This window comes from Sphingomonas sp. GC_Shp_3 (genome assembly GCF_026540945.1).
Classification (GTDB): Bacteria; Pseudomonadota; Alphaproteobacteria; order Sphingomonadales; family Sphingomonadaceae; genus Sphingomonas.
This window is the reverse complement of record NZ_JALNUT010000015.1, coordinates 25,413-46,684: the sequence shown is the minus strand read 5'-3', so window position 1 is coordinate 46,684 and position 21,272 is coordinate 25,413. Positions and strand designations below refer to the sequence as shown.

Annotated in this window: 20 protein-coding genes and 5 pseudogenes; 12 read left to right on the top strand and 13 right to left on the bottom strand. The window is 58.6% G+C overall.

Annotated features, from left to right (window positions below; all coding sequences use genetic code 11):
* The first annotated feature begins 263 nt into the window (after positions 1-263).
* The 3 genes and pseudogenes from OXR00_RS18510 to OXR00_RS18500 all read left to right on the top strand — a co-directional run bounded on the left by OXR00_RS18510 (position 264) and on the right by OXR00_RS18500 (position 2,540).
* Positions 264-911 (top strand): ParA family protein, encoded by a 648-nt coding sequence (locus tag OXR00_RS18510; RefSeq protein ID WP_267389697.1) that lies wholly within the window; start codon positions 264-266, stop codon positions 909-911.
* 405 nt (positions 912-1,316) lie between these two features.
* A pseudogene (locus OXR00_RS18505) lies at positions 1,317-1,421 on the top strand (plasmid replication initiator protein); the annotation flags it as partial.
* Positions 1,422-1,526: 105 nt separating this feature from the next.
* Positions 1,527-2,540 (top strand): annotated as a pseudogene (locus tag OXR00_RS18500) (replication initiator protein A).
* Positions 2,541-2,968: 428 nt separating this feature from the next.
* Here the strand turns inward: OXR00_RS18500 and OXR00_RS18495 are convergent.
* Positions 2,969-3,402 (bottom strand): annotated as a pseudogene (locus tag OXR00_RS18495) (Tn3 family transposase); the annotation flags it as partial.
* 418 nt (positions 3,403-3,820) lie between these two features.
* On the opposite strand from OXR00_RS18495, the gene OXR00_RS18490 reads away from it, so the two are divergent.
* Both OXR00_RS18490 and repC read left to right on the top strand, forming a co-directional pair.
* Complete coding sequence (locus OXR00_RS18490; protein WP_267389696.1) at positions 3,821-4,702, top strand: replication initiator protein A; 882 nt, start codon at positions 3,821-3,823, stop codon at positions 4,700-4,702.
* A gap of 611 nt (positions 4,703-5,313) precedes the next feature.
* Entirely contained in the window at positions 5,314-6,561 is a 1,248-nt protein-coding gene (gene repC / locus OXR00_RS18485) for a plasmid replication protein RepC (RefSeq protein ID WP_267389695.1), read from the top strand.
* Between the two features lie 367 nt (positions 6,562-6,928).
* On the opposite strand, the gene OXR00_RS18480 is transcribed toward repC, so the two are convergent.
* The 5 genes from OXR00_RS18480 to OXR00_RS18460 all read right to left on the bottom strand — a co-directional run bounded on the left by OXR00_RS18480 (position 6,929) and on the right by OXR00_RS18460 (position 8,337).
* Positions 6,929-7,201: a hypothetical protein gene (locus OXR00_RS18480; RefSeq protein WP_267389694.1), complete on the bottom strand. Its 273-nt coding sequence runs from the start codon at positions 7,199-7,201 to the stop codon at positions 6,929-6,931.
* 30 nt (positions 7,202-7,231) lie between these two features.
* Positions 7,232-7,369, bottom strand: a complete 138-nt coding sequence (locus OXR00_RS18475; protein ID WP_267389693.1) for a hypothetical protein — start codon at positions 7,367-7,369, stop codon at positions 7,232-7,234.
* Positions 7,370-7,516: 147 nt separating this feature from the next.
* Positions 7,517-7,774 (bottom strand): antitoxin VbhA family protein, encoded by a 258-nt coding sequence (locus OXR00_RS18470; RefSeq protein ID WP_267389691.1) that lies wholly within the window; start codon positions 7,772-7,774, stop codon positions 7,517-7,519.
* A complete protein-coding gene (locus OXR00_RS18465; RefSeq protein WP_267389690.1) occupies positions 7,746-7,994 on the bottom strand; it encodes a conjugal transfer protein TraD in 249 nt (82 codons plus the stop codon). Before OXR00_RS18465 ends, OXR00_RS18470 begins: the two co-directional genes overlap by 29 nt.
* A gap of 13 nt (positions 7,995-8,007) precedes the next feature.
* Complete coding sequence (locus OXR00_RS18460; RefSeq protein ID WP_267389689.1) at positions 8,008-8,337, bottom strand: conjugal transfer protein TraD; 330 nt, start codon at positions 8,335-8,337, stop codon at positions 8,008-8,010.
* Between the two features lie 169 nt (positions 8,338-8,506).
* Between OXR00_RS18460 and traA the strand changes: the two genes are divergently transcribed.
* Positions 8,507-11,560, top strand: coding sequence for a Ti-type conjugative transfer relaxase TraA (gene traA / locus OXR00_RS18455; RefSeq protein ID WP_267389688.1), 3,054 nt, complete (start codon positions 8,507-8,509; stop codon positions 11,558-11,560).
* Positions 11,561-11,569: 9 nt separating this feature from the next.
* Positions 11,570-12,271: a DUF6118 family protein gene (locus OXR00_RS18450; RefSeq protein WP_267389687.1), complete on the top strand. Its 702-nt coding sequence runs from the start codon at positions 11,570-11,572 to the stop codon at positions 12,269-12,271.
* Positions 12,272-13,035: 764 nt separating this feature from the next.
* On the opposite strand, the pseudogene OXR00_RS19840 reads toward OXR00_RS18450, so the two are convergent.
* A pseudogene (locus tag OXR00_RS19840) lies at positions 13,036-13,320 on the bottom strand (type II toxin-antitoxin system RelE/ParE family toxin); the annotation flags it as partial.
* The gene (locus OXR00_RS18440; RefSeq protein WP_267389685.1) at positions 13,310-13,558 is read right to left on the bottom strand and encodes a plasmid stabilization protein; all 249 of its coding nucleotides are present in this window, start codon (positions 13,556-13,558) and stop codon (positions 13,310-13,312) included. The pseudogene OXR00_RS19840 and the gene OXR00_RS18440, both read right to left, overlap by 11 nt.
* A 400-nt stretch (positions 13,559-13,958) precedes the next feature.
* Here OXR00_RS18440 and OXR00_RS18435 point away from each other — a divergent pair, with 400 nt between their 5' ends.
* Both OXR00_RS18435 and OXR00_RS18430 read left to right on the top strand, forming a co-directional pair.
* Positions 13,959-14,183 (top strand): antitoxin MazE family protein, encoded by a 225-nt coding sequence (locus OXR00_RS18435; RefSeq protein WP_267389684.1) that lies wholly within the window; start codon positions 13,959-13,961, stop codon positions 14,181-14,183.
* A gap of 14 nt (positions 14,184-14,197) precedes the next feature.
* On the top strand, positions 14,198-14,503 hold the full coding sequence (locus tag OXR00_RS18430; protein ID WP_267389683.1) for a type II toxin-antitoxin system PemK/MazF family toxin: 306 nt from the start codon (positions 14,198-14,200) through the stop codon (positions 14,501-14,503).
* A gap of 81 nt (positions 14,504-14,584) precedes the next feature.
* Here the strand turns inward: OXR00_RS18430 and OXR00_RS18425 are convergent, their stop codons facing one another.
* The 4 genes from OXR00_RS18425 to OXR00_RS18410 all read right to left on the bottom strand — a co-directional run bounded on the left by OXR00_RS18425 (position 14,585) and on the right by OXR00_RS18410 (position 17,919).
* A complete protein-coding gene (locus OXR00_RS18425; RefSeq protein ID WP_267389682.1) occupies positions 14,585-14,803 on the bottom strand; it encodes a hypothetical protein in 219 nt (72 codons plus the stop codon).
* A 300-nt stretch (positions 14,804-15,103) separates the two neighbouring features.
* The gene (locus OXR00_RS18420) at positions 15,104-15,610 is read right to left on the bottom strand and encodes a hypothetical protein (protein WP_267389681.1); all 507 of its coding nucleotides are present in this window, start codon (positions 15,608-15,610) and stop codon (positions 15,104-15,106) included.
* A 43-nt stretch (positions 15,611-15,653) separates the two neighbouring features.
* A complete protein-coding gene (locus OXR00_RS18415) occupies positions 15,654-16,217 on the bottom strand; it encodes a recombinase family protein (protein ID WP_267389680.1) in 564 nt (187 codons plus the stop codon).
* A 1,465-nt stretch (positions 16,218-17,682) separates the two neighbouring features.
* Positions 17,683-17,919 carry a hypothetical protein gene (locus OXR00_RS18410; protein ID WP_267389678.1) on the bottom strand — a complete coding sequence of 79 codons (237 nt, stop codon included), beginning with the start codon at positions 17,917-17,919 and terminating at the stop codon, positions 17,683-17,685.
* Positions 17,920-18,157: 238 nt separating this feature from the next.
* Between OXR00_RS18410 and OXR00_RS18405 the strand changes: the two genes are divergently transcribed.
* The 3 genes and pseudogenes from OXR00_RS18405 to OXR00_RS18395 form a co-directional block, all read left to right on the top strand.
* On the top strand, positions 18,158-18,892 hold the full coding sequence (locus OXR00_RS18405) for a Stf0 family sulfotransferase (RefSeq protein ID WP_267389677.1): 735 nt from the start codon (positions 18,158-18,160) through the stop codon (positions 18,890-18,892).
* A 237-nt stretch (positions 18,893-19,129) separates the two neighbouring features.
* The gene (locus tag OXR00_RS18400) at positions 19,130-19,855 is read left to right on the top strand and encodes a Stf0 family sulfotransferase (protein WP_267389676.1); all 726 of its coding nucleotides are present in this window, start codon (positions 19,130-19,132) and stop codon (positions 19,853-19,855) included.
* Between the two features lie 583 nt (positions 19,856-20,438).
* A pseudogene (locus tag OXR00_RS18395) lies at positions 20,439-20,554 on the top strand (IS5/IS1182 family transposase); the annotation flags it as partial.
* An 18-nt stretch (positions 20,555-20,572) separates the two neighbouring features.
* Here the strand turns inward: OXR00_RS18395 and OXR00_RS18390 are convergent.
* On the bottom strand, positions 20,573-21,253 hold the full coding sequence (locus tag OXR00_RS18390) for a class I SAM-dependent methyltransferase (RefSeq protein ID WP_267389675.1): 681 nt from the start codon (positions 21,251-21,253) through the stop codon (positions 20,573-20,575).
* Positions 21,254-21,272 lie beyond the last annotated feature (19 nt).

Genomic DNA, 21,272 nt, shown 5'->3' with positions numbered 1-21,272 from the left:
TTTGGCGTTAAGCCGCAGACACGACGCAAGCGACGGTAATCGCTGATCTCGGGAGTTTCACGACGTGCCGTGTAACCAGTGAGAATACCCCCCCCCCCCGGTCCCTTCTCTAATTGCCACCCATAGTTGGAATTTGGCTCTATCTGTAAAACGGCGACTGGACCCTGCCCTCTGAAACGGGATTTCAGTTTGGCACGAATTGAAGTTGTGCGATTTTTCTAAACTGCATACCATCAAGCTCACATTATTGAAGGTGTGCACACGTGCAGATAATCACACTTGCAGCTCAAAAGGGTGGTGTTGGTAAAACCACGCTGGCAGTCAATCTTGCAGTTGCCGCCCAAGTGGCGGGGATTAAAACGGCATTGTTCGATCTTGATCCGCAAGAGAGCGCTACGGTGTGGAGCGAGCGGCGGAAAACCGAGTTCCCCCATGTTGAGCCGATTAGCGCACGTAGGCTTGATCAGGCGATCGACGCAGCTGAGGTCAACGGATTCGCGCTCACGATCATCGACACGCCACCAGCGGCCGGCGCTGAAGCCGCAGCGGCGGCTCAGCGGGCCAACATCGTTGTGATTCCATGCCGACCTTCATTAATTGATCTCGACGCAATCAAGCGGACTGCGCAGCTCATTACCAGCATCGGTCGGACGGCTGTAGTTGTGCTGAATGCAGCTCCTCCGACTGCCACGACGCTGCTGGATGACGCCAGGACGCTCGCAGAGGCGACTGGCTTGCGAGTAGCACGCACGGTATTGCGCGAGCGCAGCGCTTATCGGGCAGCTTGGCCCTACGGCTTGGGTGTCATTGAGCATGAACCCAAAGGTAAGGCAGCTCAGGAAGTTGCAGCCTTGCAGAAACATCTAATTGATGATCTGATGAGTTGCACACCTGCAAATGTGAAGGCTTGATATGGCAAAGCGAACTTCTCTACTAGCTCCGGCGATGACGACCCAATCGAATCGTGAAGCCGAGCCAGACGATGCGTCGACGGCTTTAACTTCCGTGCCGCCGACAAGCACACCGCGATCAAGCGGCAAACGGCCGGGTAAGTACCACCTTGGCGCCTATTTCGACCCAGCCGACCCCACTGCCGAGGCGTTTAGGGTTTTAGCGGCACGCACTAGACGCAGCCATCAGGACCTCCTTGCCGAGGCGATCGGCGAGCTTGTCGCTAAGTACGATGCTGATAAGCATTTTGGCCGTATGTAACATCTGCACACCTGCAATTTTCAGACGCGCAGATTTGCAGATGTGCACATGTGCAGAATTGACGTTTAGTTCTGATTTCGAATTTGACCTGTTTTATAACGCTGATGGGCGATCTTCCGCTCAAGGATCAGAGGAAGGTCATGGAGCGGCCGGTCTTTTCGCTCCAGAAATGCAAGCGGGTGAAGCCGATCGAGTATACGAGCCCAGAGCGAACCACGAGGCACCCCCGATAAACAATGGTGCTAAAGGCCTGACAGAGCCTTGCAGGCTTTTAGGGGGCAACAACATCGATTCGCCTAGGAGAATGGACAGAAATGAAAGGCCGAGTTCAAGAGCATCCGCTGACCGGCTTTTTCACGTCGACGGCGATCATCGACTATGCGCCAAAAGACGATCCCGAGATGATGCAGCGGCCATTCTTCTCGCTGTCGAAGCGAAAGCGCAACAAGGCGATTGAATACACATCGCCGGATAGCACAGTCCGGGTCCGCGTCGAGGCCAACCCACTGCATGGCATGGCGACAATCTGGGATGCCAATATTCTGATCTGGTGTCTGTCGCGGCTTATGGCGCGCCACCAGGCAGGCGATAACGACGTCAGTGGCCTGATCCACACCACACCCTACGAGCTGCTAAAAGGGATCGCGCGCGATGTCGGCGGTGAGGATTACAACCGTCTCATGGCCGCGCTTACCCGTCTGCAGACAACTCGGGTCGAGACGAACATCCGCAAGGGTCGCCGCCAGTTTGCTTCGTTCCACTATATCGAGAGCGTGGAGGGAGCGAGCGACGATCCCCAAGGGGAAGACCTGAAATCAATATCAATCCGCGTACCGGATGGCTGCTGCACGGCGTCCGAAGCGGCGCGGTACTGACCCTCGACCGCAAATACTTCCTGCTCAAGGGCGGCATCGAGCGCGCGGTCTACCGCGCCGCGCAAGCACGCCGGGTCGCAGCCACAGGGCTGGACGTGCCGCATGTCTGTCCTCCACGAGAAGACGGGCAGCGAGGCGGCGCTGAAGATGTTCGCGTTCAAGGTGCGCGAGTTGTGTCAGCGTGACGAGCTGCCCCGCTACGCGATGACGGACACCAAGACGGAAAGCGGCGAAGCGGCGGTGCACTTCATCGACCGTACTTTCACCGCTGCGGCAGAGGTGAAGGAACGGCGCGCGACCGCGATCCGCACCGGCCGTGACCGCGCGCGCATGGCATGGATCGATGGTGGGCATAACCCGCGACAGTTCGATGCGGCCTATACGGACTGGTGTGAGCTCAACCATCCAGCCGACTTCGTGGCAAGCCTGTCAGCAATTCCGCGCTTGTTTTGAGTATCGGGCTATCGGAAACTCGACGCCTTGCGTTTGACGGGCTATTACAAACTTTGAGCAATTAGCATTAGGCGCCAGTTGCTGCAGCAACCCACATCGTTATGCAAATCCAGCCAATACGACACATCAACCGCGGCAATCTACCCGATCAGCCAGGATCTCAATTGAACTGGACGCATCGGGCGATTGGAAACTGGTCGTTCGCCATGCCGGGCTTTCGCAAACCTGATGCATCGGGCGAACAAAAACCAGATCTCGGACTGTCAAAACCAGGCATACAAAATTGTCCCTTTTTATGAAAGGGTTAGCCGTCATTCCGGTCAGCTTAACGTTCTAACACCTGTATTTGACAGTGAATCTCTTAACATAGTTCCAGGGCACTGCCCTATGGGTAACGCACCTCAGCGCAGCGCCGGATCCTCAAATCAGCGCAGGGTAAACAGCGTGCGCTCGATCCACCCGGCCTCGCGCAATGCCGCGGCCAGGCTATTCTGCTGGCGGCAGGCGGACAGCTTCTTCAAGATCTATGAGGGTGTAACGGTGCGGTCGCGCATCGCGCCGATAGCACTTTCGATATCTGGCCATTGGCTGACAATCAGGTCCTGGTTGAGCTTGTAGCCGAATAGCGGCGCAAGCCTGCCATAACGCTTCGGGGGTTCGAAGGCGTAGAGGCGTCGATCCGACGGGGAATGCGGAGCTCGAAATCGAGCCTGAGCAGGTGCATCGTCGCGAACACGATGTCGGAAACGCCGCCTCGATCGACGTGCAGGGCGGTCAGGTCGACGTTGGTGTCGTGGCCGATGATACCGTCGAGCGCATGGATGGCCTCTCCAGCCGTGCCCGCGATCACAGTCTGATGAAGCTGTACCGCATCACCCGCAAGCACGTCGGGTCGCAGTATGGCAGATGGCTGTCTCGCGTCGAGGTGTTTAGCGATAAACCGGCAGCGCCACGCAGCCCAAGGAGTTCAACCGGATGCTCCGGCGCGTGATCAAGGCCGACTAGCTTCCCGATTACGCGATGGAGCCGACGGAAAGGACCGACAGGAGTCCGGCCGTGCGATTCTGACGGAGCAGCGCGGCTGAGGCGAGGGCGCTCGCGGACGAAAAGAGAGTTTTCCGCCCGATAACACGAACTGTCCGAGCTGCGCCGGTTAGCCAAAGCAGCTATACCCAAGAAGTCCAGCGCGGCTTGGTGCAGGTTGCCGACTAGTTGATCGGTCCCGCATGCTGGCTAGGCATGATGACGGCACGCACAGTAATGGTAACGATGAGGAGGCCATGACCAAGATCATCCCGTCTCAAGGCGACCTCTTCCGCTTGGATAGTCCGCTTTACGGTGACATCCAAGGTGAGCGGACAGTCGCGGAATTCCCGTTTTTCGCGCTGACGAAACGCGCTCAGATGGAGCCCATAGCTTTCGCGAACGACACTGCTCGCATCGAAATCAACCCAAGCAAGACGGGCGTCGCGACGATCTACGACAAAGAGATCCTGCTCTATATCGCCAGCCTTATGGTGAGCCGACTTGAGAATGGCGAAACGATCGATCGGACGCTAACCTTTACCGCGAATGACCTTTTCCGGATGACCGGGACTAACCCCTCCGCGCGCTCCTACACGTCGCTGAAGGCCTCGCTTACCCGCCTCCAGGGTACGCAGATCATCACCAATATTGAGACAGGCGGCGAAGGCTCTGACAGCGCCTTCTCCTGGCTTCTGAAGGCCGACATCAAATATACGAAACTCCCCAATGGAGAAAGGCAGATGAAGCATGTCGAAGTCATGCTCTGCGACTGGCTTCACCGGGCCATCCTGACGGATCGCCGAATCGCTGCCTATCATGACGACTTCTTCAAACTCGGCCCAATCGAGCGCCGCCTCTATGAGCTGGCCAAATTTAACTGTGTCGACGGCGCCCGCTTCGAGGCCGATGCCGTTGATCTCGCCGGCCGAGTAGGCTGCTCGCTCGAACCTCGCTCGATTGAAAATTTCAAGCGAACACTTCGGGAGGTCACCAAGGACCAATCTCTCCCGGAATACTCCCTGGCCTTGGCCGATCGGAAGGAACCTCGAACCGGCGGGGGACGTCCGAAACTGTCGACTCTGGTGACGATCACTCCACTCGATAGTCTTCGCTTGACCGGCGCTTCGGCTAAGTAGGCCACCGTCACCGCCTGAGTTGGCGAGCATCGGCGCTCCCTAGTTTTCCGCCCAAAAGCACGACCCCGCTGAGGGCTTTTCCGTTTGTTAGCACGAGGGGCGCTTGATCGAGGCGAAGCTAACCTTACCAGGCGCCGCCTTTATTCATGATGCCGCGTTTAGCGGCTGGACGTCTTGATTCTGTTGCCTTGAGGCTAACCGTGGCATCCTCAGCGGGATTTTCCGCTCGAAAGCACGAGCTCGACGCACGCTGTCCGAGGCGGTACGCCATGATCCGCTGCGACTTCTCCGCCCAATAGCACGAACATTAAGGGGCTTTCCCGCCCGATAGCACGAGTTCGCTAGGCTTCCGCCCTCGCTCCGCCTTCGACAAATATCGCAAGGGCCCGTCACAATCCGCGACGGGCGAAAGGGAAATGGCTGTGAGCACATAAACGAATGCCCAGCACGATGGCTGGGCATCCTGAAACATCTAGGTGACTGCGTCGCCAAACGCAGGCCAGTCTCCACAGACCTTCATTTAGTTGTTTCCGAGCCTCGGTTCAAGGACGCGCGCCTCGCGCCACGCTTCGTTTTGCCTGCTGACGGTCCCTTCGGCGAAAGGACGATCAATGACTTACGCTCAAACAGCTTTCACCGGACGAACGGGCGCTCGCCCGATCACCGAGATGACACGCAGGATCGCGCGCGACCTCGAGGCGCGCTTCAGCGACGCGGTAGAGATCAGCGAATGGAAAGATCTTTATCGGGTTGTCGACCAAGCAGCGATTTCGCTCGGCCTTGGTGCCGGCGCACGGGAAACGCTCAAACACCTAATTGGCTACACGCGCCTCGAGGATTGGAAGGACGGGCGAACCCCTGTTGTCTGGCCCAGCAATCAAACGCTAGCCGACGCAGCCGGGAAAACGGTGGGGGCGATCAAGGCACGACTGCGGCAGCTCCGCGATACGGCTCTGATCCTCGCACGAGATAGCGGGCATGGGCGCCGCACCGGCCGGCGTGACGATAGCGGTGCGATCACCTCGGCTTTCGGCGTCGACCTCTCGCCGATCCGGGTCCGCTTCCCGGAGCTCCGGGAACGCGCTGAGACCTACACGGCGCAGTCTCGCCTGTTCAGGGAAGGAAAGCAGGAGATCGGGCGCGTGCGCCGCACTGTCGGCCAGGCGCTCGCTCAGGCCGCCCACCTGCGTCTGACCGGGGCACACTGGATCATGCTTCAGGACGCGATTGATCAGGTGGCGGGCATGGCTGCTGCGGCAAAGGCCGTGCGCGATAGCGCCGCTTATCAAGCGGCCCTTGATCGGCTTCAGGATGTGGATCGACTGGTTGCCGAGACGATCGACCGTTTCATGTTTTCTAGCGAAAATGACGGGTTGGGGTCAAAAAATAGCCGCTCCATAAATATACAAACCAATCCCCCTATAACCGACAACGTACAGAACGATCGAGGCTGTAGTTCAGACCCGACTTGTCGAATTCCACCTTTAGCCGATCTCCCTGCCTCACCGTCCAATAGCGCCTTCAAGGCTAAGCCGGCGGAGCTCATGGAAATGTTTCCTACCACCGCAGCATATGTCGCCGCCAAGAATCCGCGTTGGAGCGAGATCCACGCTGCGGCTTGCCGCCTCCGCCACGATCTCGGCATTCGCATCGGCACATACGTCGATGCGTTGGAGAAGCTTGGCCCCGACGCTACCGCTGTAGCTGTCATGATTACCGCCGAGCGATACACGCGGGATGAGATACGTCTGACTGCGGGCGCTTACTTCGCCGGCATGGTCGGCAAGGCGAAGCGCGACGAGCTTGACCTCGCCAAAAGCCTATGGGGCTTTCGGACCGAACGTATGGCGCTCCAATGAGCCCGCTAATCCGACCAGCTTCCCTTTTTGCTGTCCGGTTTGATTTGCCGGAATGTACGGGTCTCGGCTGGCCAGAACGGCACGATGGCGGCCGTGAGTGCCACGTCAACGAGCGAATGGCATTGTCCCAGCAGGTCCGCATCTGCGATCCATGGCCGCAAGGCACCGACCCATCCCAGACCGACTTACCACATCACCGCGTCCGAGCCGAGGATCAGGACGACCGCAACGGCCACCGTGAGGAGCAACACGCCCAACAGTGGCGGGTAGCGAAGACAAGCCTTTGGACTGCCCAGACGGGGTTCTGGCGGGCGATACGGCCGAGGTCGGGGGTCGCGCGACCGAGCTGGCGGAATCACTCCATGCTTCAGGCTGCCTGAAACAGCGTAAGGCGGCGGATGCCGGGCAGGGCCGCGATGTCCGCCTCGATCGCGGCGACCTCTTCCATGCGGTTGCTCGGCCAGTCACGCGATACGCTGACGCTCCCTGCGTCGGTATCGATCTCGATGAGCCGCGTTTGCGGCAGGAGGTCGAGCAGACGCACCAAACGGTCGTGCAGGTCGGGCGTGACATGAGCGCATCCGGACCCGACCATGAGAAGTTGCCACGGGCGGGATCGGACTTTGGGCATCACGGTCATTGCAACGTCTCCAGAGCGGCAAGGGAACGATCAAGAGCGGACGGTCAGGATCATGACGAGATTGGCCGCGACGATGGCGATGGCTGCCAGACCGACGATCAGGTTGCGGCGGCGCACCGTCGCCAATCCGCGTTCAAGTCGGTCCAGCGAGGCGAGCAAGTCGTTCACGGCGTCTCTTTTCGTCAGCGAGCAGCACCGGGCCAGGCATGACCTCGGCCGGGGTGGCGAAGGGCGCGGGTCCGATCGTCACTATCTCGTGCCAGCGCGTCCAGACCGGCCAGAAGGGGACGACATGGCCGGGTCTGGACGGTTCGGTCACCGGCCGCGGTTCGCTTTCATGGCGCCCCCGGCGCTCGTGAAATACGCCTGCATCGGCTCGCCCTTCGGCAAAGTCCGGGCATGAGCGATCACGGCGGCGACATGCTCGTCGCTCGACAGCTCGCCGGCAATATAGCGGGCGTTCAGGGCCTCGACCTCCGGGTCAAGCTCGCCCCCGGAGAGCCGGGTGCTGCCGCGGGCGAAATCGACGGCCCGCTGGCGGCGACTACGTTCTTTGTCGGATAGATCCGGCATCGATGCTGCTCCCTTCCGCTTCCATGTCGAACGTGCGTTTACCCCGGCGTTTCCAGAGTGCGAGCGTGTCGTCTGCATTCTCGCTCCGCGCCTTGCCGACTAGTTCCAGCAACGCACCGTAGATAGTGGCGCGATCGTCGTCAGCGAGATCGACCAAACCGGCTTTCTGGACAAGGCCGCCCAGTTCGATCAGGTGACGGGTTCGCTCGCGGCGTTGCACGATCCAGCCCCTGCTATCGGTTCGTCGCTCCGCCGCTTCCGCCCGCAGTGTCGCCGCCCGGTTCAATCGCAGCGCCCGATCCGTCGATTGCAGCAGCGCTGCCACCTTTGCGCCCGCGCCGTTGAAAGAAGGCTGCGCCCTTCGCGCGCCACGCCTCCTTCGCTTCCGCATCCTTCGATTCGATTGCATCGAGCAGGACGCCGGCAAGGGTTTCCGCATCAAGCGTATCGGCCCCGGTCACGGTGACGAGCTGGCCCAGTTGCTCGACCCGCTTGGCCTTGAGCGTCCGTGCCCTGTCGCCGAGCGCTTTCAGTTCGGCATCGTAATCGCGAACCTTGCGCATGGTGCCTCCGTCTTTCGCGTATAATCTGCACCAGATTCGCAAACCGGCAGCGGAGAGCAACCGCGATATACCAGTACCATCAAGTCAATCATGAGAAGCGAAGCGAGTTGTGAGTGCGCGCTTATACATCGTTGTCGACGTGCGCTCAGAAAGGTAGAACAAGAAAGCGATGGCGATCTACCATTTCAGCGCGAAGGTCATCAGCCGTCCCAACGGCTCCAGCGCGGTCGCGTCCGCTGCCTATCGTTCGGGTTCCGTCTTGTTCGACACGAGGCTGGAGCGGCATCACGACTTCTCGAACAAGGCCGACGTAATTCACTCCGAGGTGATGCTGCCGAAGGGCGCGCCGGAGCGGTTGTTCGACCGCAGCACGCTGTGGAATGATGTGGAGGCAGGAGAGAAACGCAAGGACGCGCAACTGGCGCGGGAGGTTGAGTTCTCGATCCCGCGGGAGATGGATCGCGGGGAGGGGATCAGGCTCGTGCGCGATTTCGTGCGTGCGCAGTTCGTCGATCGCGGGATGGTCGCCGACCTCAACGTGCACTGGGACCGGGCGGAGGACGGCAGCCCGAAGCCGCACGCGCATGTCATGCTGGCGATGCGCGAGGTGGGACCGGATGGGTTCGGGAAGAAGGAGCGGGACTGGAACCGGGGGGAGTTGTTGAAGCACTGGCGCGAGGCATGGAGCGCGCATGTCAACGAGCGGCTGACCGAGCTGGGGATCGATGCGCGGATCGACCATCGTTCCTATGCCGAGCAGGGCATCCCGTTTGAGCCGCAGCACAAGATCGGGCCGGCCGCGTCGCGCCGGCCGGGGCAGGGGCTGGAGGCGGAGCGGATCGAGGATCATGCCCGCATCGCGCGCGAGAACGGCGAGAAGATCATCGCCGACCCGCGTGTGGCGCTCGACGCGATCACGCGGACGCAGGCGACCTTCACCACCCGCGACCTGGCGGTATTCGCGTTCCGGCATTCGGACGGCAAGGAGCAGTATGACCGGGTGACTGCATCGGTGCGCGGCAGCCCCGAGTTGGTCGCGCTTGGCAAGGACGGGCGTGGCGACGAGCGGTTTACGAGCCGGGAGATGATCGCGACCGAGGCGCGGCTGGAGCGGTCGGGCGACCGGTTGGCGGAGGCGCGCCATCACTTCGTCGGCGCCGATCATGTCTATCGGGCGCTGGACGCGGCCGAAGGGCGGGGACTCACCCTGTCCGAGGAGCAGCGGGACGCACTGGGGCGGATCACCGACCGCGATGGGCTCGCCAGCGTCATCGGCTATGCCGGCACCGGCAAGTCGGCGATGCTGGGGGTGGCGCGCGAGGCGTGGGAGAGCGCCGGCTACACGGTGCGCGGTGCGGCGCTCTCCGGCATCGCGGCTGAGAACCTGGAGGCCGGGTCGGGCATCGCGTCCCGCACCATCGCCAGCCTCGAACATGCGTGGGGGCGAGACCGCGAGCGGCTTGGGCCGAAGGACGTGCTGGTGGTGGACGAGGCCGGCATGATTGGCACGCGGCAGATGGAACGGCTGCTGTCGGCCGCGGACCAGGCCGGCGCCAAGGTGGTGCTGGTGGGCGACCCCGAGCAGTTGCAGGCGATCGAGGCGGGGGCGGCCTTTCGTGCGGTATCGCAAGCGCACGGTGCGGCCGAGATCACCGAGATCCGCCGGCAGCGGACGGACTGGCAGCGTGATACGACGCGCTGGATGGCCACGGGCCGGACCGACGAGGCGATCGGCGCTTATCGTGATCACGACATGGTGCGCAGCACCGACACGCGCGAGGCTGCCCGGGCGGGGCTGGTCGAAGGCTGGGACCGGCAGCGCCAGGCCGAACCGGGGGCGACGCGAATCATCCTCACCCACACCAACGCCGAGGTGCGCTTCCTCAACCAGGAGGCGCGTGAGCGGCTGAGGGCGAGCGGGGATCTAGGCGCGGACGTGGCCGTGCAGGCGGAGCGTGGCGAGCGGCAGTTCTCTTGCCGAGACCGGATCATGTTCCTGCGCAACGAGCGGTCGATGGGCGTGAAGAACGGCACGCTTGGCACGGTCGAGCAGGTGTCGGCCGACCGGATGGTCGTGCGGCTCGATGACGGGCGACAGGTCGCGTACGATCTCAAGGATTATGCCGCGATCGATCACGGCTATGCCGCCACCATCCACAAATCGCAGGGTGTGACCGTCGACCGGACGCATGTGCTGGCGACGCCGGGGATGGACCGACAAGCGGCTTACGTCGCGCTCTCGCGGCACCGCGACGGGGTGCAACTCCACTATGGCCGCGACGATTTCGCGACCGATGCGAAGCTCGCCGCGGTGCTGTCGCGCGACCGCGCCAAGGACGTGGCAGCCGACTATGCGATTGAGCCTGACGAGCCCATTCGTGCTTTCGCGGACAGACGCGAGATCCGGTTGCCGGAGCGGGTGCGCGAAATCGTGCGGGCGGTCGAGACAAGGGCGAGAAGCATGTTTGCCGGCTTCCGGCCGAGGATGTCGGACGTCGGACTTCGCGACACCGTACCCGAAAGCACGAGCCCGCCCGCACCTGCACGCCCGGTGCCGGCAGCGCAGCTTAGCGAGGGTGAGCGGGTGCCAGCGCCCAGACGGGGCATGTTCGACGGGTTGAAGCTCGATGCGACATCAGCGAGGGCGGCACCGGCCAAGGCGCACGAACTTGGGGAGGACCCTGCGTTCGTGCGCGCGGTCGAGCGGACCTCACGCGCGGCCGAGGCGGCGTTGCAGACCAAAGCCTCGAGCGGGCTCGTGCTCGAGCACCAGAAAGTGGCGCTGAGCCGAGCGATCGAAGCGCTGGAGCAGATCCGTCCCCAGGCTTCCGATGACATGCACGAAGCGATGAAACGCAATCCGGCCCTGCTGCGCGAAGCAGCTCAGGGGCTGAGCGGCCCGATGATAGCGGCGATGGCGCAGGAAGCCCGCATGCGGACCGATCCGCAGCTGCGCGCCGAGCGGTTTGTGGAACGCTGGCAGGCGCTTCAGGGCCAGCACGCCGATTTTGCGCGCGCCGGCTATGCGGAAGGCCGTGACAAGGCGGGGCAGGAGATGGCGGACATGGAGAAAGGCCTTGAGCGCGATCCCCAGGTAGAAGCACTCCTGCGCAACCGATCACGCGAGTTGGGGCTCGGGATCAGCGAGCGCCGGGACCGGGATATCGGTCGTGAGCTATCGCGCGATCTGGACCGCAGCCGCGATCCGGGGATGAGCCGATAGGGGGTGGGTATGGACGACGGGCATGACGATAGGGGCGAGGACGGCGCAGCGCGCGCGTTCGTCGACCTTACCCACGAGGTGTCGTTGCTGCGGGCCGTGATCGGGGGGCTGACCGCTGCACGCGAGGCGGTCGACATTCCCAATTACGAACCGACGCTCGCCCGCACCGAGCGGCTCCTGGGCGAGCTTGTCCGGCGCATCGATACGATGGGCAGCAGCCCGGCGATGATGCTCACGCCCGAGGAAATCGGACAGCGTCTGAACGCTGCCGTTACCAATGCCGCGCGCGAGTTGCGGCACCAGATCGGGGCGACGGACACGATGCTGCGCAATGCTGCGGGTAGTCTGTCCGACCGGCTGGAATCGGCCCGGCGACGCGACGAGCAGAACCGCTTGCTGCTGTGGACCGGGCTTGCGGGCCTGGTGCTGGGGATGTTGCTTTACGCGATTGTAATGGGGCCGATCGTGCGGCTGGCACCATCAGGCTGGCTGTGGCCCGAGCGTATGGCGGCGCGCATCGTCGCCGAACCGACGCCTTGGGATGCGGGCAAGCGGCTTATGCGGAGCGCGTCGCCGGAACGCTGGGACGCACTCGTCGCCGGCAACAGGATCATTGCGGCCAACCGTGACGCGCTTGTCGGGTGCCGGAAGACGGCCACGAAGACAAACAAGCCGATCCGCTGCACGATCGAGATCGGAGCGGCGCAATGACGGACGGTGAGGCCGGGATGTCGCGCGATACGCTGGCAGCGGCCGGGTTGGCAATCTTTGCCGTAACCTAGCTCCACGGATGGAAATGGCCCAATGCCGCAACCCCGAGGACATCGAACACGCTACCACCGCAACCCGCGCAGAATGGCAACGACAAGCGCTGACCGTCCCGCGCGCTGTGGCGCTTCAGGCGCGCGGACGCAGTCTGACCAAAAGGGGCGAGATCGTCCTCGCCGCGACTCGGCCGCAGTCCGATTGGTCTTGGTTTCAAGGATGAACGCACCGCGTTTGTTGCAGTCGATGCGGCTGAAGCTGACGGTGCCGTCTCTATTGTTTTGGAACACCGGCGTTCGAACACAGAGTCGTTCTGAGCATTATCGGTGCGGCTGCCGTGCGGTGGCTCAACTCCGATTAGCTGGCATAGGCCGTTGATGAAGCTTTGCGTGTTCGCGAGTTCGGATCCACTTGTATCGCGCATTGCATGATGAAGTGTTGGACGTCAGCATCAACCCCATCGGGCAATCCTAGGGCAGGTACGGCGAGGCAAGCAACCGCTGGCGTGCAGCAGTGTGACATCAGTCTAGATCGGCCGGCCGTGATATATTGCCCAGCTTGGATGGTTCGAAATCCAGATTGCCATCATCTTTCCCGGAGACGGCATCGAGCAGGGTGCGCTCCTCGCCAGTCAGGCTTTGATGTTCGCTCGTAGCAATATTGTCGGGCGTTTGTCGTGCCTCCGCCATTGTTGTGACGGTCGCAGCGGTATCGACACGCTTTTCGGCTGCCTTGTAGACTGCATTCCGATCGCGGCGACCCACAGCCACGACAATCACGATCACCTCAGTATCGTGGACCTCATAGAAAAGACGGTAGCCGATGTTGCGCAGCTTGATTTTGTAGCGATTCTTCGCCCCCGACAGCTTTGAGGCAGGGACATGCGGATGGTCGAGCCGCTCAGCGAGCTTCTTCTTGAACTGGTCCCGGGTCTGCGTGTCGAGTTTGCGCCATTCCTTCAGCGCAGAATTCAGAAACCCAAGCTCATAGGTCATGAAGCGCGATCTTGGTGACGGGCTCCCCAGCGCGGGAATCGGCGATCGTGTTCAGCTCAGCATCCTCCAGCCGATCCAAGAGCGCTTCGAAAGCCTTGGCAGGAACGCAGTAGAAAGCTGGCTCATTTCGGTTGAGGATGGCGACGGGAAAGCCCTCGCCAGCTGCGACGGTGCCCATTGGATTGCGCTTTAACTCGGATACGCTGGCCGTCGTTTCCGCAAGGAGTGTGCTAGCCATGGGATTCACCTATTTTCTTGGGAGGTCCTTATATAGCACCCTTAACAGGTCTTTCAGCAAAACGTCGTTAGTGTAGGTTGCAATGATGATCGCCCGGACGCGCATAAAGGGGGCTTCGGGCGCACATTGTTTGAGACGGATCGGCGCGGCGGGCGCACGATCGTTGAGACGTATCGCAAGGTCGGTGAGACGGACGCACATTGCTGATCCGCTGGCGCGAGCAGTGCGAGAATAGCCGATCCAGCACGGCAAAGCTGGTGTTGTTTGCCGCAACGGGTTTTCTGGTCGCGTGGTGCGTCCCACTGGCGAGTATCGTCCGTCATCAAAAACCGGCCGTTTTCCTTGCGGCAATCGGTGGTATGGCCTATGTTACATGTAACATTGAATTGGAGTAGCCCCGGTGCCGGCACCAGTGACACAACGAGTTCAAAAGCGTCGAGACGCCCTGCGCGCGGCCGGTCTGCGGCCGATCCAGATATGGGTTCCCGATACGCGGCGACCGGGGTTCGCGGAGGAATGCCGGCGACAGGCCCTCTTGGTCGCCGCCGCCGACGCGGCGGACCATGATCTCGACGCCTTAATGGATGCTGCCTTGATCGATCTCGACCCCGAGGGCGAGGCGTGAACCGGGGCGACTTGGTGACGATCGCGCTGCACGGTGATTTTGGTAAGCCGCGACCGGCGCTCATCATCCAGTCGGACCAGTTCGACCAGACCGGCACCGTCACGGTGCTGCTGGTATCGGGGACGCTGGTGGACGCGCCCCTGATCCGCACGACGATCGATCCGACACCGGCCAATGGCCTGAGGAAGCAGTCGCAAGTCATGGTGGACAAGGCCATGTCGGTGAAGCGCGACAAGATCGGGGCGACGATCGGCCACCTCGATGCCGAATCCATGCTGGCGGTGACGCGGGCGCTGGCCGTCTTCTTCGCCATCGCCTGATCCGACGATGGCGAAAAATACGGCTATTCCGGATAGCGGCCTCTTTCCTCCCGAGGATAGGGAGGCTTCGCGGTTCCGGTTTCACCCTCCCATTCGCTGCTGCTCCTGAACAATTATATGTGAACGGACTTGCTGCTCGGCATCCACCGGCACGTTCATCGAGTGATAGATCAAGACCCGGCGGGATCGTCGATCCACCATCTGGCGGACAGCATCGCCCACGTCGTTGCCGCCTATGAAGGCATCAACCTGTTCGAATGCATTGCCCGCAACACCCTGCACATCGATCCCGATTTCCAAGTTCTGCCCCGAACCGGACTATGCTCATGATATCAAGCTCATGAAGCATCATCTTCGTTGTCTGCGACGGACAATCCAGGGTTTGGCGCGCTTGAATTGAGGCGTGGCCGACAAGCCCAGCCTGTCGTTTCCGGTATCGCACGCGAACGGATCAGCAACGTGCGTCCGTCTCACCGACCTTGCGCTACGTCTCAACGATCGTGCGCCCGCCGCGCCGATCCGTCTCAAACAATGTGCGCCCGAAACCGCCCATTATTGCGCGTCTGGGCGATCATTATTTCAAGCGCCTACAGTTAAGCGTCACCGAACATGGGTGAAGGCGTACAACGACCGATCATCATCCAGCATGCTGAGTGGGGTGGGCGTGATCCAGTCGGCTCCGAACGAAGGGTAGGGGCCATAGAACAAGTCGCCGAGGGCACGTCGGTAATGCGCGTTCATCCAACGTCGGCGGCGGTGTTCCGGGCCATCGTAGAGCATGTGGCAGCGTTGGCAGAGCGCTGCGAGCTGATGGAGCGCGCTGTCACTTGGGTCATGGTTGAGGTGCGCGCAGGCCAGCACCACCGGCGTCCAGGCACCGTGCACCAGAATGTTCTCGGTCGGCCGTCGCACACGTCGGCCTTGGCCGTTGCGCCAGCAATGCCGCTTGCGGTCCCACCATCGCCCGTCCCGGAGACGGAATACCCTCTGCCCATGGGGGCGCCCGCAATGCTCGCAGCAGCCCCCTGCCCGCACGAAGCGAACATAACGCGAGAGCTGCGGCCAGTCGATCGGGTACAGGAACACGTGCTCGGGTCGGATCGGCATCAGGCCTCCCCCTCTGGCCCATCGGGTTGCGAAGTGGCCGGCATCACGGAGCCAGCGCTGCGGCAGTCAACGCCCGATAGAGCGTGGCATGATGACACTTGAGCAGTTTGGCGGCTTCGCGAACGGAAGTACCCTCGCCTACCAACCGTTCGCCGAGCGCGATCTGGTCGGGGGTGAGCTTACGCGGGCGGCCGAACCGGACCCCTCTCGCCTTTGCCGCTACCCGCCCGCTGCTGGTGCGCTGGTGGATCAGCTCGCGCTCAAATTCGGCGATGCCGGCAAACACGGTCAGCACCATGCGACCCGCAGGCGAGGTCGTATCCGCCCAGGGCTCGGCCAGCGACCGCAAGCCGGCGCCGGCCTCCTTCAGCTTTTCGGCGATGTCGAGCAGATCACGGGTGGAGCGTGCCAGCCGGTCGAGCCGCGTTACCACCACGGTGTCATCGTCGCGCAGCTGCTCGATCATCTTGGCCAGCTGGGGCCGGTCACGCTTCGCACCAGAGATCTTCTCCTCAAACGTCCGCTTACATCCGGCGTCCTTTAACGCGGCGCGTTGGAGCCGGAGGTCTTGGTCGTCGGTGGACACACGGGCGTAGCCGATCAGCATGTCGCAGAACTGTATCAGAATAAAATAATTATGCAACCGACTTTTGCAACATCGATGCACGAGGAACACCGAGCATCGACAACTCTGTCGCGAAACTTAGAACTTTGGCGACGACCGCGCGGCGGCTTTCGGCAGCCGTCAAAAAACCTTCTTCTTTATGGGTTGCTGGCCTATCTGGTCTCATGCAGCTCCATGGATCAGTTTTAGAGAACCTTGAGAATGCCATTGCAAGCGCCCGCAGGCTGCGTGGTCACCCGGTTTACAAGGATACCATCATCTATTGGTCGGACTTGGTACAGGAGGCCCGACGGGCGCGGCAGGATCCTGCCTGCGCGCAATTCGACGCGCTTGGCGTTGCCATCGCCAGACTGGAGAGTGAGCTGGCTCAGCGGTAGCAGCAACCTTCCTTCGCGACCAAAGAACGCAGTCCAACAATCCGCTGTCGCAAGATAGCATATAGCTGGCGTAAACTCAGGACCTCCACGCGGCATCAACGCTCTCCCATAACTCCGTCGCCGTGTTGCCCGTCGGGAAACGCAATCGGTAACAGGTTTTGAGAAACGCCTCTGTTAGTGCTCCCGCGCTGATCGGATCACCCGAAAGCCGATTGTCTCCCGTCGCCCACTTCCGGACAATTGAGTGAGCAATCCGAAGTGCCGGCAGCGGTCGGGCGTTAGCACGGTCTTTCCCGTTTCTTCTGTCTTCGGGAGACGATTTCGGGAAAGTGCAATTGGGAATAGGTTTCCGCTACGGGTTCGTCTGCGAGAAAGATCGACCACAATTAATTGAGCCTAAACTGCGGAATCCCAAGGAGCATAAAGCTTTACTTTAGGAACGAAGTTCCGCAGCGCTTTCGCGCCCGCGTCACGAGCTTTCAAATAGACCTTTTTGTAACAGTTTAAACATAAACCTCTACCATGCCTTACCCGATCCGGGTGATTGCAAGTCGCCGCATTAAGCTTCTCCTCTATCGCGGCATCTATCGATCTATATAGAATTCCAGCTTCTGCCTCCTTCTTACGGGCGCGTGCATTGGTCCGGTTATAGCAAGATGCACACAAACCTTTGGCGTGAATCTCGCGCTCAGGATGGGGACACATGGCTTCGGCGAACAGCTTCAATCGGATGCTATTCATACCTATCATTTCTCGCGTTAGTTGAACCGATAGACTTTGCCCACTGGCTTGATAAGGTCGGTGCCAACCATCTAGCGGGTTGTAGTCAGACTTAACCGCGCGACAGTATGGTTGCTACAATTTTCGCGGTTAACTCGTCTTCTCGGGATGTCTGGAAAAGACATCCCGAGAAGCCGCTGGCGTTCGCCATTTGCGGTCCTTTTCGGGAAGCCTGCGGCACTCGGCTATGTCAGCTTTTATCATCTGCTTGCCCAAACGGCCGGGCCGCTCACGACCAAAACACGACATTCTCATGTCGCAAAAGGTGGGACTTACGAGGCGCTCGAAACTTAGGATTTTTGCAATGCCTGGAGAAAGCGGCCGTCCGGCTGACGCCCAATATCGGCCATAGTTGCTGCGCTCGGGGGGGCGGCCCAACTCGCCGTAAAAAGGTTTTGGTGCTCACTGAAGCCAGCCAGTTCTGCGATCCGGTCGATCCAGCGTAGCATGTGACTCTCTGGTACATGCCGCTTCAGGCTGATGCTGTAATACAGCGTTTCCTGTTGCGGCCTGCGCTCGCTTATCATCGGCCTGTCTTGCAACAATCGAATCAGACCGGCATCACTATTGTAAGAGCGCGTGTTTCAACACAATCAGGTTCGCCTGCTTTGATTTTACCAACGCCGCGTGAATGGCAATCGGATAGTTCCTGATAAGTATTATAAAGTAAGACCTTATGGTATTGGCGGTGCAATATTCCGGTAGCTAGATAATCTGTGATATAAAACGGTAACGACAGGATCAACATTAACAAAGGTAAGGTCTTTGAATAATTACATAATCTGCACTGTCCAAAGGTCTGGGAAATCATGGATAGCGGAAACTCTAAATATGCTTGGGCTCGGCTACGCAATCGAGCTCTTAACTGAATTTCAACAAAATTCTGCACCAGAACAGGAAGCTCTACAATCTGGATTTGATAGTGGAGGAATGCACGGCCTTATTAAACATTTTTTAAAGTATAGCTTTGAGGTAGGTGCGCCTTGCGCGAGCATAACTCTCCAATGGAGTGATTTTGATGCCAAGGACGACTTTGAGATCATATATCATCAAGGTCGGGTAAAAAAGCTTAAAGCGATTATTGATGGTCTAAGCCCGTGCGCCGTTTTCTTTTTGCAGCGGCGGGATGTATTATCGCAGAGTATATCCCATATGTTAGCAAGTAAAAGTGGGTTCTATCATTCAACATGCTCTAAAGAAAGAAAGCTTCATCGGGCTAGAGTACACTACGACCGCCCGGAGGTTGAAAGGTATTTAGCTTATACCAAACGTTGCTATATAGAATGGAATAATCTATTTATGCTTGCAGGCATAGTTCCTGACGTTTTGTACTATGAAGACTTTGTTGAAAATCCTGTAGAAAGGTTCAGTAGTTTAGCTGTTCGAATTGCCAATATTAGTATAGAACCCGAATTTATAAGTGCAGCTTCTCTTTCTAGAAGTAAGGTTTCGGACGAGACGGATATCAATTTTCGTACGCGTTATCTTTCTGGGGAATAAATAGGTCGCAAAAACTATGATAATTGTATGTTTGATAAGTGTTATGACTATTGTATAATACTTGATTATTGCCGGATTGCTTTGCAAATATACATAAATATGCATATTTGACTTAATTTTTTAAAGCGAGCAAAACTATCGTTGGCTTGAGCAATTACTCTTGGGCGGAGGTGGTGCTGATACTCGAAAGATTATAGTTAGCATCTGGGTGACAAACTACATTGGGGTACAGCGACATTGAAAAACTACGTACTGTGTTCAGTGCAGCGCTCGGGCAAAACCTGGATCGCCGATACCTTACGGCGGTTGGGCATTGGGCATGGTTTGGAATTGCTTACGGAATTTGACCGAGGATACGCTCCACAACAAACGCGGCTAACTGCAGCTCGGACGGAAGGAATGGGGCAATTTTTAAACTGCTTTTCCGAAATAACTCGGCAGGATGGCTTTCCAAGCGTTGGTATTTCTATCCAGTGGAGCAACCTGCATGATGTTCTCCCAGAAACGGCACAGATGTTGCTGGATATTGAGTCGGCACTGGCACCATCGATATTATACTTTCTTAAACGAAGAGATGTTCTCGGCCAAGCCATTTCTCACTTTCTGATGATGGAGAGTGGCTACGCGCATTCCACTGAAACAGATAATCTACACGAACGTCGTGGCCTAGTACTTTATAATCGTGAAAAGCTTCAGTCCTCGGTAAATCACACGAGGGATTCTTATGTAAGCTGGGAAAAACTATTCAATATGTCTAATATTCAACCTGTAACAATTTACTACGAGGACTTTGTAAATAATCCTGTTGTCGCATTCGGTGATATGGCTGAAGAGATTACGGGTGTGCGTTTCTCGCGGGAACAGATCATGGATGCTGCTTCAGGTCTTCGAAAAATATCGAATGCTACGGACGATAGTATAAGAAGAGCTTACCTTGCGGACGCTGATGCAAGTCACCTGTAATATTGTACACTCATATGATGTTTCTCATCAAGCTCAAGAAATTGGGACTGGTACTTGCGATCTTGTAGGACGAAGTTTGACTGCTGTTCGGGCGGCACATCAGATCGCCATTTTGCCAACATCGCCATCCAGGTATCCCGGTCGTAGCAATTGCGGGTGTCACCGGTGCCGTCCTCGCCAGCCGTGGTGGTGTTTCATCTCCGCGTTCAAGACGCACTCCGTGGGCTCTTCTTTGGGGAACCGATCAGGCTACCCTGATCAGATGCAGTACTGGCGTCACCCGCCAGCAGTTGATCGAGAACCTCGTTGGGAGGGCGCACGTTTAGTCTGCGGCGGAGCATCGTACCAATCTTCTTTACCCCATCATGACCGGCTATACACGAAATACTGATATTTTTCGTGGCGCGAGATACTCGATAAGATCTTCCATGCGCCGCGCGTGGGCTGCTGTGGCGCTTTCTGTCGTACAGCTTTGCACCGTGGCGCACGGTTTATCGCTGGTTGGGCGACCCTACGCGAACGCAGCACTGGTGGGTTCGAGGATCTAAACCACCACCTAGTCCAGATGGACCGCGTCCGCGCCGGGCGCGAGCCGTTGCCCTCGGCAGACGTGATCAACAGCCAGAGTGCAAAAACATCGAGGCTGGCAGCCCGAACGGCTACGATGCTAGCAAGAGGATCAAAGGGCACAAGCGGTATGCTGTTAAACGCGAACTATCATGTTCGGGCAGAGGTAATCCGCGAGATTATTTCTGCACATGGTAGTACGTTAAAGACCGATCGTTGTAACACAGAATCCCCAAAATCCATTCGGCAAGTTGACTCTAACGTTCGCTCGGGAATGTTCTTTCGGGTTTGACGCCATAATACCATTTGGCCATGATTCTCACCGACAGTTGCAAAAGAAAAAGCAGGTAAAAAACTTTCGATAAAAAAAGCCAGTCGAAAAACGTCGCCCATCCAAGACGAATCTGTGTTACCTAATGCTGCCGAAAGTCTTTGACTTTGGGACAACTCGGAAATTGATGATATGTAAGTCGATGGTATCATGTCGTCAATTACAATAACACCATTTGTGTTAATGCAGGTAATAGAGTTCATCAAATCACGAAGGGTTTGTTCGTATGTATGCAGTCCATCTAAAAATATGAGGTCAAACCTCCGGTTATGGCCAAACTCGGAGAAAAAAACGTCACTTTTTAACTGGTAGAACTCACAATTCTTACTTTGCGGATTTGCTCTTTCCGCTTCAAAATCAAAAAGGAAGTTTGGATCTACAGCAACCTTTTGATCAGCAATGACTTCAAAAAAGGTCTTCCCCCGGTTTACACCCACTTCAAGGTAAGATTTTCCAGGCAAAATTGATAAGATTTCCTGATTTACCTCTGATCTTAGCATGTATAATCCCTAATAAGCT

Excerpts from the sequence above, each read along its gene's own strand:
- OXR00_RS18490 (WP_267389696.1), top strand. The coding sequence starts at position 3,821 with ATGACCAAGATCATCCCGTCTCAAGGCGACCTCTTCCGCTTGGATAGT.
- repC (WP_267389695.1), top strand. The coding sequence starts at position 5,314 with ATGACTTACGCTCAAACAGCTTTCACCGGACGAACGGGCGCTCGCCCG.
- OXR00_RS18480 (WP_267389694.1), bottom strand. The coding sequence starts at position 7,201 with ATGACCGTGATGCCCAAAGTCCGATCCCGCCCGTGGCAACTTCTCATG.
- OXR00_RS18470 (WP_267389691.1), bottom strand. The coding sequence starts at position 7,774 with ATGCCGGATCTATCCGACAAAGAACGTAGTCGCCGCCAGCGGGCCGTC.
- OXR00_RS18460 (WP_267389689.1), bottom strand. The coding sequence starts at position 8,337 with ATGCGCAAGGTTCGCGATTACGATGCCGAACTGAAAGCGCTCGGCGAC.
- traA (WP_267389688.1), top strand. The coding sequence starts at position 8,507 with ATGGCGATCTACCATTTCAGCGCGAAGGTCATCAGCCGTCCCAACGGC.
- OXR00_RS18450 (WP_267389687.1), top strand. The coding sequence starts at position 11,570 with ATGGACGACGGGCATGACGATAGGGGCGAGGACGGCGCAGCGCGCGCG.
- OXR00_RS18440 (WP_267389685.1), bottom strand. The coding sequence starts at position 13,558 with ATGGCTAGCACACTCCTTGCGGAAACGACGGCCAGCGTATCCGAGTTA.
- OXR00_RS18420 (WP_267389681.1), bottom strand. The coding sequence starts at position 15,610 with ATGCCGATCCGACCCGAGCACGTGTTCCTGTACCCGATCGACTGGCCG.
- OXR00_RS18415 (WP_267389680.1), bottom strand. The coding sequence starts at position 16,217 with ATGCTGATCGGCTACGCCCGTGTGTCCACCGACGACCAAGACCTCCGG.
- OXR00_RS18410 (WP_267389678.1), bottom strand. The coding sequence starts at position 17,919 with ATGATAAGCGAGCGCAGGCCGCAACAGGAAACGCTGTATTACAGCATC.
- OXR00_RS18390 (WP_267389675.1), bottom strand. The coding sequence starts at position 21,253 with ATGCTAAGATCAGAGGTAAATCAGGAAATCTTATCAATTTTGCCTGGA.